Raw genomic sequence first — 15698 nt, 5'->3', positions numbered from 1 at the left:
CGGTGTCTCAACGGCCGCGCAGCTCGCGGTACTTGGCGACCAGGGCCGTCGTCGACGCGTCCAGGCCCGGTACGTCCGCGCCTTCGGTCAGGGCGGGTTCGACGCGCTTGGCGAGGACCTTGCCCAGCTCGACGCCCCACTGGTCGAAGGAGTCGATGTTCCAGACGGCACCCTGGACGAACACCTTGTGTTCGTAGAGCGCGATGAGCTGGCCGAGGACCGACGGGGTCAGCTCGCGGGCCAGGATCGTGGTCGTGGGGTGGTTGCCCTTGAACGTCTTGTGCGGCACCAGCTCCTCCGCCACACCCTCCGCGCGCACCTCGTCCGGCGTCTTGCCGAAGGCCAACGCCTGTGTCTGGGCGAAGAAGTTGGCCATCAGCAGGTCGTGCTGCGCCTTGAGCCCGTCGCTCAGCTCTGCCACCGGCTCGGCGAAGCCGATGAAGTCCGCCGGGATCAACTTCGTGCCCTGGTGGATGAGTTGGTAGTACGCGTGCTGCCCATTGGTCCCCGGGGTGCCCCACACCACCGGCCCCGTCTGCCAGTCGACCTCCTGGCCGTCCCGGCCCACGTACTTGCCGTTGGACTCCATGTCCAGCTGCTGCAAGTAGGCGGTGAACTTGGAGAGGTAGTGGCTGTAGGGCAGCACCGCATGGGACTGGGCGTCGTGGAAGTTGCCGTACCAGACGCCCAACAGGCCGAGGAGCAACGGCGCGTTGGACTCGGCGGGCGCGGTGCGGAAGTGCTCGTCGACGGTGTGGAAGCCGTCGAGCATCTCGCGGAAGCGGTCCGGGCCGATGGCGATCATCAGCGACAGCCCGATCGCGGAGTCGTACGAGTAACGGCCGCCGACCCAGTCCCAGAACTCGAACATGTTGGCCGTGTCGATGCCGAACTCGCTGACCTTCCCGGCGTTCGTCGACAGCGCCACGAAGTGCTTGGCGACCGCGTCCTGACCGGCCTTCAGCTCGGTGAGCAGCCAGTCGCGGGCCGAGGTCGCGTTGGTGATCGTCTCGATCGTGGTGAAGGTCTTGGAGGCGATGATGAACAGCGTCTCCGCCGGGTCGAGGTCACGGGTCGCCTCGTGCAGGTCTGCGCCGTCCACGTTCGACACGAACCGGACCGTCAGGTCGCGGTCGGTGAAGCTGCGCAGCACCTCGTACGCCATCGCCGGGCCCAGGTCGGAGCCGCCGATGCCGATGTTGACGATGTTCTTGATGCGCCTGCCGGTGTGGCCGGTCCACGCGCCGGAGCGGACGCGGTCGGCGAAGCCGGCCATCTTGTCGAGCACGGCGTGCACTGGGGGCACGACGTTCTCGCCGTCGACCTCGATGACCGCGTCGCGCGGGGCGCGCAGGGCGGTGTGCAGGACCGCGCGGTCCTCGGTGACGTTGATCTTCTCGCCCCGGAACATCGCGTCCCGGAGGCCGAACACGTCCGTGGCGGCGGCCAGCGCGTGCAGCAGCCGGAGTGTCTCGTCCGTGACGAGGTGCTTCGAGTAGTCGAGGTGCAGGTCACCGACCCGGAGCGTGTAGCCGGTCCCGCGCCCTGGATCGGCGGCGAACAGCTCCCTCAGCTGCGCCTCGCCGAGCTCCTCGCGGTGCTTGGCCAACGCGGTCCACTCGGGCGTCCGGTTGAGCCTGGTACGGCCGTCTGCGTTCATTGCGACTTCAGCCTTCTTTCCTACCGACCTGGGGGCCGGTTCCAACCTAATTGATCAGCCCGTGACATGAGCGGTCGTCGCGTCGTCCTGCGGGGCAACAACAGGTACGTCCGGCTTGACCGCAGGTATCAGCGCGATGACCGACAGGACGAAGAAGGCGGCGGTGAGCAGAGCGGGTGTGTTCAGGCCCCAGGCCGTGGCGGCGGCGCCACCGAGGAGGGCGCCCAGCGGGGCCCCGGCGACGGCCAGGGTACGGAAGGCGGAACTGACCCGGCCCAGCATGTCGGCGGGGGCACGCTGCTGCATCAGCGTGGTGGTGTTGACGTTCCACAGCATGCTCATGGAACCGAAGACGGCGAGGGCCGCCACGACCGCGATCAGGCTGCGCACGGAGCCCATGACGACGAGGGCGCCGGTCTGCACCAGGCCCGCGAGCAGCACGCTCCGCATCGGGCCGAGGCGGGTGATGATCCGCCGGTTCACCACTCCCCCGGCCAGACCGCCGACGGTGAACGCGGTGGTCGCCGCCGCGTATCCGGCGGTACCGGCGTCCAGCCAGCCGGTCACCAGGACGACCAGGGTGGCGATCAGCGCGCCCATGCCGATGTTGCACAGGGCCGTCGCGGCGCACAGCCCGCGCAGGGGCCGGTCGCGCCACAGGGTGCGCAACCCGTCCGCGATCTCTCCGCGCAGCGTGCCGCCCGCCGGTCTCGCCGCACGGTCGGGCGCCCCCGTCCGCAGCGAGGCGACGAGTGCGGCGGCCAGGAGGAAGGTCCCCGCGTCGGCCACGAAGGGAACCGCGGCCCCCGCGGCGATCAGCAGGGGCACCACGGGCGCTCCCATCAGGCCGCCCGCGATCTTCTGCCCGGTCATCAGCCGGGCGTTGGCGCTGCCGAGCGCCGCGCGGTCCACCAGGGCCGGGAGCAGGGCCGTAGAGGCGTTGTCGAAGAGGGTCTGCAACGTGGTCAGCGCGAAGGCCAGCGCGATGAGCAGCAGGATCGAGGCGTGGCCGAGAGCGACGGCCAGGGCGAAGGCGGCGACGAGCAGCCCACGGACCGCGTCCACCGTCCACATCGCGCGCCGCTGGTCCACCCGGTCCGCGACCGCGCCGCCGAGCAGCCCGAAGACGATCCAGGGCAGATACCCGCAGGCGGTCACGGACGCGATGAGCAGCGGGCGGTCCGTCAGCGAGACGGCGAGCAGCGGCAGTGCCGCACCGCGCAACGCGTCCCCGAACCGCGAGATCACTGCGGCGCTCCACAGCCGCCCGAACCCCCCGCGCCACGCGGGCGCATGACCGCCCGTCACGTCGACCGTCGTCACAACTCCCCCTCGCGGTTCGCCGATTCACAAACCGTAGAGGGCGCCACTGACAATCGGTCCGGAGCCGGTCGGCCGCCGGGGTGCGAAACAGCTCCGGCCAGACACCTTGTGGGCGTCCGGCCGGTTCAACTCCTAGATTTCTCCCCGCAGTTTGGCGAGCGCCTCGGCGAGGATCGCCTCGCCGTCCGCGTCGCTGCGCCGCTCCCGTACATACGCGAGGTGCGTCTTGTAGGGCTCGGTGCGCGGCGGGTCCGGCGGGTTGTCCCGGTCCTGTCCGGCGGGAAAGCCGCAGCGCGGGCAGTCCCAGGTGTCGGGGACCTGCGCGTCGCTGGCGAAGCTGGGCTGCGTCTCGTGCCCGTTGGAGCACCAGAAGGAGATGCGCAGCCGGGGCGCGGACTCGCCACGCTCGGCCTCGCCCATCGGCCCCGCCCCGACCCGGCTTCCACGGATCGCGTTGCCACTTGCCACGGTCGTAACTCCCTGCGTGATGGTGCCGCGAAGCGAGTCGGCGTTTTCGCTCCGTTGCGAGCGCCTCAGTCTACGTAAGGCCCAACGCGCGTCCAGTGGTTGGAGTTACAGCCCCTACACCTAGACGCAAGCCCCATGATAGGCCGCGCTCAGCTGCGCGTACCGAACATGGGGCCTTACGTACAGAATGTGCGTATGGAACGTGCGGTCAGTTCGTCTTCATCAGCAGGCCGAGCACGACGATGCAGGTGAACCACAGCAGACCGAGCCCGACAGTGATGCGGTCGAGGTTGCGCTCGGCCACCGAAGAACCACCGACGGACGACGACATTCCGCCACCGAACATGTCGGAGAGACCGCCGCCCTTGCCCTTGTGCATCAGCACCAGCAGCATCAGCAGCAGGCTGAAGACGATCAGGGCGATCGAGAACCCCAAAACCACGGCTGGACCAACTTCCTCGGATTCGGATGACGACAGGGGCACAGCGACTGGCGCCATGCCCCCGCAAGAGTACGACGGATCGCCGCTACCGCATACTCACTGTTCGACTCGCCGGTCGACTCACTGGTCGCGGAAGCGCACGATCTTGACGAACTCGTCGGCGTCCAGCGAGGCACCGCCGACCAGAGCGCCGTCGACGTCGGGCTGCGCCATGATCTCGGCGACGTTGCCGGACTTCACGGAGCCGCCGTACTGGATGCGGACCTGGTCGGCCAGCTCCTGGGTGTACAGCTCGGCGAGCTTGCCGCGGATGGCCTGGCAGACCTCCTGGGCGTCGTCGGCGCCGCAGACCTTGCCGGTGCCGATGGCCCAGACGGGCTCGTAGGCGATGACGACCGACTCGGCCTGCTCGGCCGGGACGTCCTTGAGACCGCCCTCGACCTGGGAGAGCGTGTGGGCGACGTGGTTGCCCACCTCGCGGATCTCCAGCTCCTCGCCGACGCACAGGATCGGGGTCAGGCCGTGCTTGTAGGCGGCCTTGACCTTGGTGTTGACGATCTCGTCGGTCTCGGCGTGGTACTGGCGGCGCTCGGAGTGTCCGACGGCCACGTAGGTGCACTTCAGCTTGGCCAGCATCGCACCGGAGATCTCGCCGGTGTAGGCGCCGGAGTCGTGCGCCGAGATGTCCTGGGCGCCGTACTTGATCTTGAGCTTGTCGCCGTCGACCAGGGTCTGCACGGAGCGCAGGTCGGTGAAGGGCGGCAGGACGGCGACCTCGACGGCCTCGTAGTCCTTGTCCGCGAGGGCGAAGGCGAGCTTCTGGACGTGGGCGATGGCCTCAAGGTGGTTGAGGTTCATCTTCCAGTTGCCCGCCATGATCGGCGTGCGCCCAGAGGCGGTAGATGGAGCCATGAGTGGTCAGTCCTCCAGTGCGGCGAGGCCGGGGAGCGTCTTGCCCTCGAGGTATTCGAGGGAGGCGCCGCCGCCGGTCGAGATATGGCCGAATGCGGTCTCGTCGAAGCCCAGGATGCGGACGGCCGCGGCGGAGTCGCCACCGCCGACGACCGTGAAGGCCGGGGAGTCGAGAAGGGCCTGGGCGACCGCCTTGGTGCCCTCGGCGTAGTCGGGGTGCTCGAAGACGCCCATGGGGCCGTTCCAGAAGATGGTGGCCGCGTCGGCGAGCTTCGAGGCGTACAGGGCACCGGTCTCGGGACCGATGTCGAGGCCCATCCGGTCGGCCGGGATGGCGTCCGCGGCGACGACGGTGGGGTTGGACGGGGCCTTGGTCTTCAGGTCCGGGAACCCGGCCGAGGTCACGACGTCGACCGGGACGACCAGCTCGACGCCGTTCTTCTCGGCGCGCTCGACGTACTCGGTGACGGCGGGCAGCTGGTCGTCCTGGACCAGGGAGGCGCCGATCTCGTAGCCCTTGGCCTTGAGGAAGGTGAAGGCCATGCCGCCGCCGATGAGGATGCGGTCGGCCTTGCCGAGCAGCTGGTCGATGACGGCGAGCTTGTCGGAGACCTTGGAGCCGCCGAGGGCGACGACGTAGGGCCGCTTGACGTCCTCGGTGAGCTTCTTCAGGACGCCGACCTCGGTGGCGATGAGGTAGCCGGCGTAGTGCGGCAGGCGGGTCGGCAGGTCGTACACGGAGGCGTGCTTGCGGTGCACGGCGCCGAAACCGTCGCCTACGTAGATGTCCGCCAGGGCGGCGAGCTGGTCGGCGAACTCGCCGCGCTCGGTGTCGTCCTTGGAGGTCTCGCCCGCGTTGAAGCGCAGGTTCTCGATGACGGCGACCTGGCCGGGTTCGAGGCCGTTCACCGCGTCGTGGGCGGCGGGGCCGACGGTGTCCTGGGCGAACGCGACGGGCGCGCCGAGGAGTTCGGCGAGGCGCTCGGCGGGCTGCAGCAGGGAGAAGGCCGGGTCGGGGGCGCCCTTGGGGCGGCCGAGGTGCGAGGCGACGACGACCTTGGCGTCCGCCTCGACGAGGGCCTTGATGGTGGGCAGTACGGCGCGGATGCGGCCGTCGTCGGTGATGAGGCCGTCGGCCAGCGGGACGTTGAGGTCGGCGCGGACGAAGACCCGCTTGCCGGCCACGCCTTCGGCGAGGAGTTCGTCGATCGTCTTCATGGAAAGGGGCTCCTAGGGAGGGCTCTTCGGATCCGAGAGGGCTGATCGATCCCTACGTAGTAGCCGATCGATCTCTACGCAGTACAGGGCTCGGACAGCGCGGAGTGCGCTGCCCGAGCCCTGACTCACATCGAGTTGCCTGCTCTGGGAGTTAGAGCTGGCCGCCGACGAAGACCGTGAGGTCGACGAGGCGGTTGGAGTAGCCCCACTCGTTGTCGTACCAGCCGAGGATCTTCACCGTGTTGCCCTCCTGGACCATGGTCAGGAGGGAGTCGAAGGTGCAGGAGGCCTGGTCGCCGACGATGTCCGAGGAGACGATCGGGTCCTCGGTGTAGGACAGGTAACCCTTGAGGTCGCCGTCCTCGGCGGCCTTCTTGAACGCGGCGTTGACCTCGTCCTTGGTGACCTCGCGCTGCAGCGTCACGACCAGGTCGGTGGCCGAACCGGTCGGGACCGGGACGCGCATCGCGATGCCGTCCAGCTTGCCCTTGAGCTGCGGGAGGACCAGGGCGGTGGCCTTGGCGGCACCGGTCGTGGTCGGGATGATGTTCTCGGCGGCGGCACGCGCGCGGCGCAGGTCCGAGTGCGGGAAGTCCAGGATGCGCTGGTCGTTCGTGTACGCGTGGACCGTCGTCATCAGGCCCTTGACGATGCCGAAGTTCTCGTCGAGGACCTTGGCCATCGGCGCCACACAGTTGGTGGTGCAGGAGGCGTTCGAGATGACGTGGTGCTGTGCCGCGTCGTACTTGTCCTGGTTGACGCCCATCACGATGGTGATGTCCTCGTCCTTGGCCGGAGCCGAGATGAGGACCTTCTTGGCGCCGCCGGCGATGTGCTTCTCGGCGTCGGCCTTCTTCGTGAAGATGCCGGTCGACTCGATGACGATGTCGACACCGAGGTCGCCCCACGGGATGTCGGCGGGGTTGCGCTCGGACAGGACCTTGATCGTGTGCCCGTCGACGGTGATCGTGTCGGCGGTGTGCGACACCTCGGCCTGCAGGCGGCCCAGGATGGTGTCGTACTTGAGCAGGTGAGCGGTGGTCGCGGTGTCACCCAGGTCGTTGACAGCCACGATCTCGATGTCAGCACCCTGCTTCAGCAGCGCGCGGAAGTAGTTACGACCGATGCGGCCAAAGCCGTTGATGCCTACGCGGATCGTCACGAACCGATCTCCTCGTTGGTACGCCGGCTCAGTGCCGGCGAGTTGTATGGGATGTCCCCGACCGCCTACGACCCTACCCTCCTGAGGCGTCCGGGGTGACATCGAGATGCCCCATACACGGCAGGGCGGCCCGTACCCGCCAGTAGGGGTACGGACCGCCCTTGATGTTCATGACATCGACATACCGAGTCAGCTCTTGAGGGCCGCGAGTGCCTTCTTGAGCAGGGCCGCGCGGTCGGCGGGAGCGGTGACCTGTTCCAGGCCGAAGCCCAGCAGTACGGTCCGGTCGGTGGTGATCGCGCCGTACGTCTGGAAGAGGGTTCCGGTGCGGGTCCAGTCCTTCAGGACCGCCGGGCTGCCCGGGGGCGGTCCGGTGACGCTCCAGGCGCCGAGGGAGGTCTCGAAGCCCTCGGTCTGGGTCGCCGTGCCGCCGACGACGAGCGAGGCGTCGTCGGCGAGGACGCCGTGGCCGCCGGTGCCCGGGTCGGTGATGTAACTGAGCGACACCTCGACCGACTTGCCGGCGTAGGCACTCAGGTCGAAGTTGACCTGCTGCCAGCCGTTGGAGGCGCCGGTGAAGCTGTTCCACGAGCCGGTGGAGCCGGTCGCGGTGCAGCCGCTGCTCGCGACCGTCAGGTAGTGCTTGAGCCAGGGGTGCTCGGCGACCAGGAACCCGGCCTCGCACTCCGCCGGTACGGCGGTGCTGGTGGCGCCGCCCGCCTCGGGGAGCGTGGTCCAGTCGTCGGCCCCGGTGGTGTGGATCTCGACCACGGCGTGGTCGTAGCCGGGCTCGGTGTCCCACAGCAGCTCGCTGCGCAGCGTGGGCTTGTCGGCCGCGCTCACCCCGGTGAGGTCGATGGTGCGGGTGAGGCGCTTGTAGGCGTCGTCGGTGTGGACGGCGGCGGCCATGTAGGAGCCCGCGTAGGGCCCGTACGGGTTGACCGTCCCGGCGAACTGTCCCGCCCCCGCGCTCGCGAACTGCGGATACGTGGTGGGCGACAGCGAGTCGGAGGTGACGCTGTAGGTGCCCGCCCGGTCCAGCGGGTTGCCGGGCGCGCCGCTGAGCGGTCCGATGAAGCCGTCGAGCTTGCCGGAGCCGGTGAAGCCGGTGGCCCCGGGGGTGGACGTACGTGAGTAGGCGCCCAGGTAGTACTGGCTGAAGTCGTTCGAGGGGGTGCCGTCGCCGAGGTCGACGGAGCCGCCGGCCCGCTCGCCGGCCTCGATCAGCTTGCCGCCCTCGTTGAGGAAGGCGCGCAGCTGGAGCTGGGTGTCGTTGCCCGGTCCTGCGGTGCCCGAGTAGTGGACGACCGTCTTGAAGTGGTCGAGCACGCCGAGCGCGTCGGGCGCGCCCTGGGTGGCGACGTCCCAGACGACCGCCTTGCGGCCGTTCGCCGTCAGCGCGTCGACGTAGGTCTGCGCCTGGGTGGCGGCGGCGCCCTCCTCGGCGACGACGAGGGTGTCGGCGGCAGGCCTCTTGGCCACCGTGTAGGTGAAGTGCGCGCTGGAGGTGGGCTTCCCGGCCTTCTTCCCGCCGGTGAACCACACCTCGACCTTGTCGCCCGGGTGCCCGTCCTTGACCTTGGCCCGGTACTCGTCGAAGTACAGGTTGTCGTGCCCGCCGTAGGTCCGGCCGCCCTTCCAGGGCTTGAGGGCCACGTCATGCGTACGGCCGCCGTTGACGCGGTACTTGAGCTCCTTGTCGCGCACGGACTTCCGTACGACGACGGAGACCTCCTGGTCGGCGCCGCGCGCGTACGACGTCGGGAAGGTGGCCGGGGTGAAGTCCGCGGCGCTGAGGCCGACGGACGACTTCGGCTGGTCGGGGTGGGCGGCGGTCTCGGCGACGGAGAGCGCGAAGGGGATGTTCTTCGCGAACTCGTCCTGGATCAGCTTCTCGTCGTCGGGGAAGTTGAAGACGGACTGGCAGTCGGCCGCGTTCCAGGCGTCGTTCGGGTCGATGTTCGACGCGGTCTGGCAGGTCGACATCTCGGGGGTGAACATCGCCATGCCGTTGATGTTCGAGGCGTGTCCGTCCGCCTCGCCGTTGGTCGTGTACAGCTCCGAGGAGACCTGCGAGTGGTAGCCGGGGATCGCCGGGTTGTCCGGGGTGCCGGCGAGGGCCTTGTAGAGGACGTCGTCCGGGGTCGGCGTCGCCACCTGCCAGCCGACTCCGTAGAGGAGCAGTTCGGCGGCCGAGTGGTAGTTGATGCCGTAGGAGAAGCCGATCCGCTTCTCGAAGCTGTCGAGCGCCTGGGTCTCCGGCTCGGAGGCCGGTGCCGTGCCGCGGTAGGTCTCACTCGTGGGGTTCGGGGAGGAACCCTCGTCGTCGTAGCCCCACTTGTAGGCGAAGTTGCGGTTGAGGTCGACGCCGTCGCCGGTGGAGATGACGCCGTCTCCGTTGACGTCCCGCAGGTTCTTGCGCCACAGGCGGGTGTCGGAGTTCTTGAAGGTGTAGTCGTAGCCGTCCGGGTTGGCGGACAGCACGAACCACAGCTCGGTGGAGTCGACGATCTTCTTGATCCGCTTGTCGGTCTTGTAGTTGTCCAGGTAGTAGTGCATCAGCCGGCGGGTCATTTCCGGCGTGATCCACTCACGCGCGTGCTGGTTGGACACGTACAGCACCGAGGGCTTGGAGCCGTCCTTGGTCTTCTTCGCGTTCTTGGTCAGTTTGAGCGCGAGGATGTCCTGGCCGTCGATCGTCTTCCCGATGGACTCGACCTTGGTGAGCCCGGGGTTGGCCTGCCCGGTCCTGACGATCTCCTCCTTCAGACCGCCGCTTCCGCTGTACGGCCGGAACACGCCCTGCGCCGCGTCCTCGACGCGGGTCTCGGCCTTGGCCGAAAGGGTGTGCTCGGTGAGGTCGACGCCCTGCTTCTCCAGCTTCTGGGCCTGCCGGTCGGTCAAATAGACCTCTACGGAGGTCTTGCCCGCGGCCGAGAACTTGTTGTCGCCGAGTTCGTGCGCGTCCTGGCCGGCCTTCAGGAGCAGGGGTATCTGCTTCTGGGTGACATCGGCGTGGAAGACCTTGACCTCGTCGGGGTCGGCCTTCGCGGAACTCCCGCCCTGCGCCTGGGCGATCGGCGCGATGCTCGCCCCTGCGATCAGGAGCGCGCCGACAGCGAGGATCGATCTCGCTCTGTGTCTCATGAACCCCCCTAGCAATTCTTCGCCACAACGGCGAACAGTTGCCAGGCTCATGACACTTCATGATCGAGTCAAGAGTGCCTCAAGGACATATGAACGCCGGTGCCGACGCCCCGACTGGGCATCCGCACCGGCGTGTTGAGGGATCGTCAGCAGACAGATCGTCAGCCGACCATGTTGTCGGCCATCTCCTCCGTGATGCTGGACTCCGTGCCCGGGATGCCCAGGTCCTGCGCCCGCTTGTCGGCCATCGCCAGCAGGCGGCGGATACGGCCCGCCACCGCGTCCTTGGTCAACGGCGGGTCGGCCAGCGCGCCCAGCTCCTCCAGGGAGGCCTGCTTGTGGTCCATGCGCAGGCGGCCTGCGGCGGCGAGGTGCTCGGGGACCTCGTCGGCCAGGATCTCCAGCGCGCGCTGCACACGGGCGCCGGCGGCGACGGCCGCGCGGGCCGAGCGGCGCAGGTTGGCGTCGTCGAAGTTGGCCAGCCGGTTCGCCGTGGCGCGGACCTCGCGGCGCATCCGGCGCTCCTCCCAGGCCAGCACCGACTCGTGCGCGCCGAGCCGGGTGAGCAGGGCGCCGATCGCGTCGCCGTCGCGGACGACCACCCGGTCGACCCCGCGCACCTCACGGGCCTTCGCCGCGATCGACAGCCGGCGGGCGGCGCCGACCAGGGCGAGCGCGGCCTCCGGACCCGGGCAGGTCACCTCCAGGGAGGAGGACCGGCCGGGCTCGGTCAGCGAGCCGTGGGCCAGGAAGGCGCCGCGCCAGGCCGCCTCCGCGTCGCAGGTGGCCCCCGAGACCACCTGCGGCGGCAGGCCCCGGATCGGGCGTCCGCGGCCGTCCACGAGCCCCGTCTGCCGGGCCAGCTGATCGCCGCCCGCGACCACCCGGACGACGTAACGGGAGCCGCGGCGCAGGCCGCCGGGCGCCATCACGATCAGTTCGGAACTGTGGCCGAAGATCTCCAGGATGTCCCGCTTGAGCCGGCGCGCCGCCATCGCGGTGTCCAGCTCCGCCTCGATCACGATGCGCCCGCTCACCAGGTGGAGGCCTCCGGCGAACCGCAGAATGGCGGAGACCTCCGCCTTCCTGCAGCAGGTCCGGGTGACGGGGAGCCGGGAGATCTCATCCTTCACCGCTGCCGTCATCGCCATGGGCCGATCCTTCCATGCATCCGAAAAATACGGTCGTACGCGGCGGCCAACAGCTCCGGATCGTGCCTTGGAGTACCGTCGGTCCGAGCCACCGGCGCCAGCTCGACCGCGGCGTCCAGCCGCTTGGCGGCTTCGGTGAGCGACGCGCGATCGGGCACGGCGGCCTCGTCGGCCAGCACCACGTCCAGGGCGAGTTTAGGGGCGTGTCGTCCCAAAACCTCCAAATGACGCTGCGGGGAGAAGCCATCGGTTTCTCCGGGCTGCGGCGCGAGGTTCAGGGAGAGTACCCGGCGCGCCTTCGTCTCGGTGAGCGCGTCGAGCAGTTCCGGCACCAGCAGGTGCGGGATCACCGACGAGAACCAGGAGCCGGGACCGAGGACCACCCAGTCCGCGTCGAGGACGGCGGCTACGGCCTCGGGCACGGCCGGCGGGTCGTGCGGCACCAGGTGCACGGACTGCACCTCACCGGGCGTGAGCGCCACGGTCGCCTGCCCCCGCACGGTGTCGACGTCGTCGGGCCGCGCCGGGTCGTGCCCCTTGACCAGGGCCTGGAGCTCCAGCGGTACGGCGGACATGGGCAGCACGCGCCCGTGCGCGCCGAGCAGCTTGCCGACCAGGTCGAGGGCCTGGACGTGGTCGCCCAGCTGCTCCCACAGGGCGACGATCAGCAGATTGCCGACCGCGTGCTCGTGCAGGTCGCCCTTGGACTGGAAACGGTGCTGGATGACCCGGGCCCAGGTCTGGCCCCAGTCGTCGTCGCCGCACAGCGCGGCGAGGGCCTTGCGCAGGTCGCCCGGGGGCAGCACGCCCAGTTCGTCGCGCAGCCGGCCGCTGGATCCGCCGTCGTCGGCCACGGTGACGACGGCGGTGAGGTCTCCGGTGATCCGGCGCAGTGCGGTGAGCGAGGCGGACAGTCCCATGCCGCCGCCGAGGGCGACCACCTTGGGCTGGGTGCCGCGCCGGCGCGGCCTGCCGCCGCGGGCCTCGACGGGCCGGGTCGTACGTCCTTCGGGCACCACGCGGCGCAGCCTGCCCAGCCGTGGGCTACGTCCCGTCATTCCCGTCCCATGTCCCGGTGTACGACCACCGTCTCCACGCCTTCGGCCACGAGCCGCGCGGCGAGCTTCTCCGCCGTGGCGACCGAGCGGTGCTTGCCGCCGGTGCAGCCGATCGCGATCGTCACGTACCGCTTGCCCTCACGCCGGTAGCCGGCCGCGATGAGCCGGAGCAGCTCGGCGTACCGGTCGAGGAACTCCTTGGCGCCGGGCTGGTTGAAGACGTACGCCGACACCTCCTCGTTGAGGCCGTTGAAGGGGCGCAGTTCCGGGATCCAGTGCGGGTTGGGCAGGAAGCGCATGTCGGCGACGAGGTCGGCGTCGACAGGGAGGCCGTACTTGAAGCCGAAGGACATGACGGTGGCCCGCAGTTCGGGCTCCTCCTCGCCGGCGAACTGGGCGTCCATCTTGGCGCGCAGTTCGTGGACGTTGAGGCTGGAGGTGTCGATGACGAGGTCGGCGTCGCCGCGCAGTTCGCGCAGCAGTTCGCGCTCGGCGTCGATGCCGTCGACGATGCGGCCGTCGCCCTGGAGGGGGTGAGGGCGACGCACCGACTCGAAGCGGCGCACCAGGGCGTCGTCGGAGGACTCCAGGAAGACGATCCGCCGGGTGACGCTCTTGGACTCCAGGTCGGCGAGGGACTCGCGGAGGTTGTCGAAGAAGCGCCGTCCGCGTACGTCGACGACGACCGCGATCCGGGCCACGTTGCCCTGGGAGCGGGCACCCAGCTCCACCATGGTGGGGATGAGGGCGGGCGGGAGGTTGTCGACGACGAACCAGCCGAGGTCCTCCAGACACTTGGCGGCCGTGGACCGCCCGGCCCCGGACATGCCGGAGATGATCACCAGCTCGGGGATGGCCGCCTCGGGCACCCCGGCTGTCGTGCTGTCCGTGCTCACCTGTGCTCCGTCGTCCTGGACCGCCTGCTGCGAGGCCTGATCGTCGCCGGTTTCCTTGTGCGTGCGATCTCGGTCCGCTGTGGGCTGCTTCTCTTGTTCGCTCATGTCTCCTGCCCCCGTCGCTCGTCCGGGGCTCCCGCGGGTACGGGCTCCCCTGGGGCACCCTCCGTCGTCTTGGGTGTCCCGTCTTCCATGTCATCCATGATCTCTCCAGTCGCCGTGTTGACGGCGGGTGCGGCCGGGGCCGCCTGGGCGAGGGCCACCGCGATGGTCTCGGCGGTCTTGCGACCTATGCCCGGAACCTCGCAGATCTGATCGATTGTGGCGGATCGCAGCTTCTTCACCGAACCGAAGTGCTTGATCAGCGCCTGCTTGCGGGTCTCGCCGAGTCCGGGCACGTCGTCCAGGGGGCTCGCCCGGAACCGCTTGGCGCGCTTGGCGCGCTGGTAGGTGATCGCGAAGCGGTGGGCCTCGTCGCGGACGCGCTGGAGGAGGTAGAGGCCCTCGCTGGTGCGGGGCAGCACCACCGGGTCGTCCTCGCCGGGCAGCCAGACCTCCTCCAGTCGCTTGGCGAGTCCGCACACGGCGATGTCGTCGATGCCCAGTTCGTCGAGGGCCCGTTTGGCGGCGGCGACCTGCGGCTGCCCGCCGTCGACCACCACGAGCTGCGGCGGATAGGCGAACCGTTTGGGACGGCCCTCCTCGTCCTTCAGCTCGTCACCGTCCGCCCACTCCCCCGTCTTCTCCTTCTCGGCGAGATAACGCCGGAAGCGGCGGGCGATCACCTCGTGCATGGAGCGGACGTCGTCCTGGCCCTCGCCGTGCCAGACCTGCGTGTCTCCGACCCGACCCTTGATCTGGAAGCGGCGGTACTCGCTCTTGCGCGACAGCCCGTCCTCGAAGACCACCATCGACGCGACGACGTCGTCGCCCTGGAGGTGCGAGATGTCGTAGCACTCGATCCTGAGGGGGGCGCTGTCCAGGTCGAGGGCCTCGGAGATCTCCTCCAGGGCGCGTGAGCGGGTGGTGAGGTCGGAGGCGCGCTTGGTCTTGTGGAGGATCAGCGACTGCTGGGCGTTGCGCGCGACGGTCTCCATGAGGGACTTCTTGTCGCCGCGCTGCGGGATGCGCAGCGACACGTTCGACCCGCGCCGGTCCGTCAGCCACTGCTGGACCGGCTCCACCGGGTCGGGCAGGGCCGGTACGAGGACCTCCTTGGGGACGGAGTCCCCGGTCTCCTCGCCGTAGAGCTGCTGGAGGGCGTGTTCGACGAGGGCCGCGGTGGTGACGTCCTCGACCTTGTCGGTGACCCAGCCGCGCTGGCCGCGCACGCGTCCGCCGCGGACGTGGAAGATCTGGACGGCCGCCTCCAGCTCGTCCTCGGCGACCGCGATCAGGTCGGCGTCGGTCGCGTCGGCGAGGACGACCGCGCTCTTCTCCATGGCCTTGCGCAGGGCCTCGATGTCGTCGCGCAGGCGGGCCGCCCGCTCGTACTCCATCTCCTCGGCGGCGTCCGTCATCCGCGTCTCCAGGCGGCGGATGTACGTGCCGGTGCGGCCGGCCATGAAGTCGCAGAACTCCTCGGCCAGTTCGCGGTGTTCCTCGTCGGAGACACGGCCGACGCAGGGGGCGGAGCACTTGCCGATGTAGCCGAGCAGGCAGGGGCGGCCGGTGCGGGTGGCGTTCTTGAAGACGCCGGCCGAGCAGGTGCGGACGGGGAACACCCGCAGCAGGAGGTCCACGGTGTCGCGGATCGCCCACGCGTGTCCGTAGGGCCCGAAGTAGCGGACGCCCTTCTTCTTGTGACCGCGCATCACCTGTACGCGCGGGTACTCCTCGTTCATCGTCACCGCGAGGTACGGGTAGCTCTTGTCGTCGCGGTACTTGACGTTGAAGCGGGGGTCGTACTCCTTGATCCAGGAGTACTCCAGCTGGAGGGCCTCGACCTCCGTGGACACCACCGTCCACTCCACTGACGCGGCCGTGGTGACCATCGTGCGCGTGCGCGGGTGGAGTCCGGCCAGGTCCTGGAAGTAGTTCGCCAGGCGCTGGCGCAGGCTCTTGGCCTTTCCGACGTAGATCACCCGGCGGTGCTCGTCGCGGAACTTGTAGACCCCGGGCGAGTCCGGGATCTCTCCCGGCCTGGGGCGGTAGCTGGAGGGATCGGCCATGTTTCACACCCTACTGGCGCGGGGTGACAGTGCGGCGGGGCTGTGGACAACGCCGACCGCGCCCGGCGGAACTCCCGGTGGAAGTCCTGC

12 protein-coding genes are annotated in these 15698 nt (G+C 69.4%); all 12 read right to left on the bottom strand.

Features of this window, described 5'->3' with window-relative positions:
- Positions 1-7: 7 nt before the first annotated feature.
- On the bottom strand, positions 8-1660 hold the full coding sequence (pgi, locus tag ACIQBL_RS26595; RefSeq protein WP_401945478.1) for a glucose-6-phosphate isomerase: 1653 nt from the start codon (positions 1658-1660) through the stop codon (positions 8-10).
- Between the two features lie 54 nt (positions 1661-1714).
- Positions 1715-2983: an MFS transporter gene (locus tag ACIQBL_RS26590; protein ID WP_401945477.1), complete on the bottom strand. Its 1269-nt coding sequence runs from the start codon at positions 2981-2983 to the stop codon at positions 1715-1717.
- A 132-nt stretch (positions 2984-3115) separates the two neighbouring features.
- Positions 3116-3451: an RNA polymerase-binding protein RbpA gene (locus ACIQBL_RS26585; protein WP_003957010.1), complete on the bottom strand. Its 336-nt coding sequence runs from the start codon at positions 3449-3451 to the stop codon at positions 3116-3118.
- Positions 3452-3659: 208 nt separating this feature from the next.
- On the bottom strand, positions 3660-3893 hold the full coding sequence (gene secG / locus ACIQBL_RS26580) for a preprotein translocase subunit SecG (protein ID WP_328832163.1): 234 nt from the start codon (positions 3891-3893) through the stop codon (positions 3660-3662).
- Between the two features lie 120 nt (positions 3894-4013).
- On the bottom strand, positions 4014-4769 hold the full coding sequence (tpiA, locus tag ACIQBL_RS26575) for a triose-phosphate isomerase (protein WP_401945794.1): 756 nt from the start codon (positions 4767-4769) through the stop codon (positions 4014-4016).
- 42 nt (positions 4770-4811) lie between these two features.
- Positions 4812-6023: a phosphoglycerate kinase gene (locus ACIQBL_RS26570; protein WP_401945476.1), complete on the bottom strand. Its 1212-nt coding sequence runs from the start codon at positions 6021-6023 to the stop codon at positions 4812-4814.
- A 151-nt stretch (positions 6024-6174) separates the two neighbouring features.
- Entirely contained in the window at positions 6175-7185 is a 1011-nt protein-coding gene (gap, locus tag ACIQBL_RS26565; RefSeq protein ID WP_401945474.1) for a type I glyceraldehyde-3-phosphate dehydrogenase, read from the bottom strand.
- Positions 7186-7374: 189 nt separating this feature from the next.
- Positions 7375-10332, bottom strand: coding sequence for a M14 family zinc carboxypeptidase (locus tag ACIQBL_RS26560; RefSeq protein ID WP_401945472.1), 2958 nt, complete (start codon positions 10330-10332; stop codon positions 7375-7377).
- A gap of 161 nt (positions 10333-10493) precedes the next feature.
- A complete protein-coding gene (whiA, locus tag ACIQBL_RS26555; protein ID WP_019067568.1) occupies positions 10494-11483 on the bottom strand; it encodes a DNA-binding protein WhiA in 990 nt (329 codons plus the stop codon).
- Positions 11474-12541, bottom strand: coding sequence for a uridine diphosphate-N-acetylglucosamine-binding protein YvcK (yvcK, locus tag ACIQBL_RS26550; RefSeq protein WP_401945470.1), 1068 nt, complete (start codon positions 12539-12541; stop codon positions 11474-11476). The genes whiA and yvcK overlap by 10 nt, the downstream gene beginning before the upstream one ends.
- Positions 12538-13542, bottom strand: a complete 1005-nt coding sequence (gene rapZ / locus ACIQBL_RS26545; RefSeq protein WP_401945468.1) for an RNase adapter RapZ — start codon at positions 13540-13542, stop codon at positions 12538-12540. Before rapZ ends, yvcK begins: the two co-directional genes overlap by 4 nt.
- Positions 13539-15608: an excinuclease ABC subunit UvrC gene (uvrC, locus tag ACIQBL_RS26540; protein ID WP_401945466.1), complete on the bottom strand. Its 2070-nt coding sequence runs from the start codon at positions 15606-15608 to the stop codon at positions 13539-13541. Before uvrC ends, rapZ begins: the two co-directional genes overlap by 4 nt.
- Between the last annotated feature and the right edge of the window lie 90 nt (positions 15609-15698).

The sequence above is a fragment of the Streptomyces sp. NPDC088350 genome, assembly GCF_044753545.1.
Taxonomy (GTDB): domain Bacteria; phylum Actinomycetota; class Actinomycetes; order Streptomycetales; family Streptomycetaceae; genus Streptomyces.
The sequence above is the reverse complement of the archived record's forward strand: the minus strand, read 5'-3'. Positions and strand labels throughout refer to the sequence as shown.

Coding starts and splice junctions, on each gene's coding strand:
- pgi (WP_401945478.1), bottom strand. CDS start 1,660: ATGAACGCAGACGGCCGTACCAGGCTCAACCGGACGCCCGAGTGGACC.
- tpiA (WP_401945794.1), bottom strand. CDS start 4,769: ATGGCGGGCAACTGGAAGATGAACCTCAACCACCTTGAGGCCATCGCC.
- ACIQBL_RS26570 (WP_401945476.1), bottom strand. CDS start 6,023: ATGAAGACGATCGACGAACTCCTCGCCGAAGGCGTGGCCGGCAAGCGG.
- ACIQBL_RS26560 (WP_401945472.1), bottom strand. CDS start 10,332: ATGAGACACAGAGCGAGATCGATCCTCGCTGTCGGCGCGCTCCTGATC.
- whiA (WP_019067568.1), bottom strand. CDS start 11,483: ATGGCGATGACGGCAGCGGTGAAGGATGAGATCTCCCGGCTCCCCGTC.
- yvcK (WP_401945470.1), bottom strand. CDS start 12,541: ATGACGGGACGTAGCCCACGGCTGGGCAGGCTGCGCCGCGTGGTGCCC.
- rapZ (WP_401945468.1), bottom strand. CDS start 13,542: ATGAGCGAACAAGAGAAGCAGCCCACAGCGGACCGAGATCGCACGCAC.
- uvrC (WP_401945466.1), bottom strand. CDS start 15,608: ATGGCCGATCCCTCCAGCTACCGCCCCAGGCCGGGAGAGATCCCGGAC.